General features: G+C 41.7%; 3 protein-coding genes. 2 read left to right on the top strand and 1 reads right to left on the bottom strand.

What is annotated here, in order from left to right; translation table 11 throughout:
• Positions 1-332: 332 nt before the first annotated feature.
• Both PHO71_RS25885 and PHO71_RS25880 read left to right on the top strand, forming a co-directional pair.
• Positions 333-956, top strand: a complete 624-nt coding sequence (locus PHO71_RS25885) for a hypothetical protein (protein ID WP_300209065.1) — start codon at positions 333-335, stop codon at positions 954-956.
• An 11-nt stretch (positions 957-967) separates the two neighbouring features.
• On the top strand, positions 968-1,933 hold the full coding sequence (locus PHO71_RS25880; protein ID WP_300209064.1) for a site-specific integrase: 966 nt from the start codon (positions 968-970) through the stop codon (positions 1,931-1,933).
• Between the two features lie 532 nt (positions 1,934-2,465).
• Here the strand turns inward: PHO71_RS25880 and PHO71_RS25875 are convergent.
• On the bottom strand, positions 2,466-2,876 hold the full coding sequence (locus PHO71_RS25875) for a hypothetical protein (protein WP_300209063.1): 411 nt from the start codon (positions 2,874-2,876) through the stop codon (positions 2,466-2,468).
• Positions 2,877-3,047 lie beyond the last annotated feature (171 nt).

Genomic DNA, 3,047 nt, shown 5'->3' with positions numbered 1-3,047 from the left:
TGTTGTGCCCGGAAGGCCACTCCTGACTAGGATTCGCAAGTTATCCACAGTGAAAGCTTGAGCTTGAGATTTGAAAACCTGCGAAAAACAGAGGAAATCGAAGAAAACGAGAGATCGTTAAGGGAGGCAGACACAACTGGTAAAGACATGATACACGCGCTATCTGCGCAGAAGCATCGCATCGCGATGTGGTCCTGAGTCAGGACGACGGGCTGTTATCTACAGGCATCCCACAAAAAAGAACATTCCCAGGGTTATCGGCTTGGCCCAACCAATCAAGCTGTTTGTCTTAACAATCCCGACCACAAAAACAATAAAAGGAGAGCCCATAAATGAATAGCAGAATTATACCTATCAGCGAAATCGATGTCATTTTTCATGAAGAATTGTCTCTTAATCAGGTCACGACGACTTATCGAATCATCCAGATACTCTCGGAGTATGTTTTTCTAACTACAGACATGCTGATGACAGTTTATAAACAGAGATTTAAAGAGCACCTTGGTCTTGGTGCCTTAAAAAAGGCTGTAAGAGAACGCTTGATCATCGAATATAAGGATGATCTTAATGAGACCACCGAAAAACCAATTTATTACTATGCGCTAAAGGGTAGTACGATGTTGTACTTGCAAAAAAACGACCACGTTTTCTTGAAAATGCCATTTTGCGCCGGTCAAGAAGAAAAATCAAGGTTACTCACTTTCAATTCCTTTTCAATCAGACACCGCATTCAACTCCACATGCAATACAAGTTGGACCGATATCTTCGCTATTTTGTTACGAGGGACAATCAGATCTATTTCTTCAAATCAGCCATTTCAGCGCATGCTATTGTATCAAAGTTTGAACAGCTAAAAATAGAACTCCTCACTCCTCCAATTCCAATACACCAACCACTAACGGTCATCGGAGCTGCAACAAAAGCGATACATCCAAAAAACATATTAATGTCATAAGGAGCACACCAATGGGAAGAGTTAAGTTCGGAAGTATCATCCACCAAATGAATATGCGAATGAATTCACTAAAACGGTTTGGGCAATCCAAACACGATGCTAAGGCAGACTTTCGTCTTGAGCAAAAAGCAAAAGGAGACGTATGGAACCCAGCATCAGCGCCTGGAATCTACTCATTCAAAACCTTCGATTCCTATCACCAAACAAGTATGGAATTTGCTAAGTGGCTAAAGCAGAACCACCCGGAAATAAAGGACATTCAAGTTATCGACAAGGCTATTGTCATCCAATATCTTCAGTTCCGACAACAGGACGGCAAATCAGCCTACACCATATCAAAAGACATGTCCGCGCTCAACAAGGTTCTTGACTTATCCATCAGAAAGAAAGAGGCAAACCTGAAAGAACGCAGTTACAAGGATGTTACAAGAAGTCGAACCCAAAAAGCGCATGATAGAAAGTATAGTCCGGATAACTATAAAAATCAGATCGTTTTCGCCAAGGCTTGCGGTTGCAGACGGGAGAGCATCTTAGGAGGCAACTATCAGGTTAAGCCATGTTCAGTTTGGCAAAATCAAAATGGTAAACTCTTCGTCAGCCTGATCGAAAAAGGTGGCCGGTTTCGTAATGCGCCTATTTTATTGACTTATGAAAAAGCAATAAGGGAAATGGTTCCAAATATCGAAACAAGAGAAACGATAAGCGACTACAAAATGGATGCCGAAAGATTCCGAAAAATCTATTTCAACGCCGAACAACCATTTCTGTTCACGAAATACACAAACAAAATCGACAATCATGCATTTCGCGCCGAGTACGCAAGGGCTCGTTATCAGGAAGAAATCCACAAAAAAGAGTCTGCCGGAAAACAAATCAAGGCTGACTATCGCGGTTATGACAAAGAATGTGTTCTCAAGGTTTCTAAATCGCTCGGACACAATCGACCGAGTGTCGTTGTGGAGCACTATTTCCGCTAACAGTGCGAATATCAAGGACTCTTCCTACAACAGTACGGAGAAGCGCAATTGTTTGCGCCGCCGCAGCGCGGCCGTTTGCTGACGGTCTTGCCTGACCGTGAGTTGACAGATACAATGGCCACAAAAAGGGAAAGGAATGGCGCTCCCTTGTTTGTCACCATCTGTTAGCGCAGAGAGGATGACAGGAGCACCACACTCAAAAACCATGGCTATTGTATCAAATTATCGCCTGGTTGCGAAAGGCCTTATCAACGATAACTTACACGTTTTCCTTTAGGGGTGGCGGTCAGGTGCCGTGTCCGTTGTGCGACGTTTCGCAGTAAATGCCGATAAGGTGGATCATTTATTTCAGAGGCGATGGCTCAGTTATCTCCGTGATGATGGCTCAAGCAGGCCGGAATTCCTATCTTAATTCCAAGGGTTTGGTGTCTTGACAACAGGGGCATTACAAGAATGCGAACTCAACAGTAGCGTGCTTTCTTGCCTATTTTCTCAATCTTCGCATACGTCGACCGCCATTATCAGTTAGCGGTCACTCCCTTTCCTCAGTCAAGACTCCCAATGCAATTAAATCGTTATGAGCGTAATAACGTTCATATCTTCTATAGTAATCGGCACAATTGGCTTGTGTTGTACCCCATTTCGAAAGTGAAGTAAGAAATGTGATTCCCATACCAATAAAAAGACCGAATATCATATAACTATTACCAAAAGAAATGGTTGGCCATATAACTAGTAAAGAAACTACAGTCCATATAACAATTGTAATAGAAACACTTTTGTATATTCCGCTAGAATCAACCATGTGTTTACAACGAACGATTGTTGCCTTTGTAAGAGGAATGGTACAAGTGAGCGACAAGATGATTTGCATGATGCCAAACGAGAAAAGCATTACTCCAACGAACCAAAAGGTCAAGAAAAGAATTATGTTGAAAAACATGACGGTATCCTCCATGAAATTGTTAATCCTCAATATTTACCTTTTTCACTACACATACAAGACACCATTTAATGATATTTTCTATGGGTGCAATGCAATAAAAAGGGTACATGAAGTTTTGAGCTGCATTATTGCTTATGATTATCATAATAAATACTTTTGAACCAACTA

Source organism: Bacteroides sp. (assembly GCF_028690125.1).
Lineage (GTDB): Bacteria > Bacteroidota > Bacteroidia > Bacteroidales > Bacteroidaceae > Bacteroides.
The sequence above is the reverse complement of the archived record's forward strand: the minus strand, read 5'-3'. Positions and strand labels throughout refer to the sequence as shown.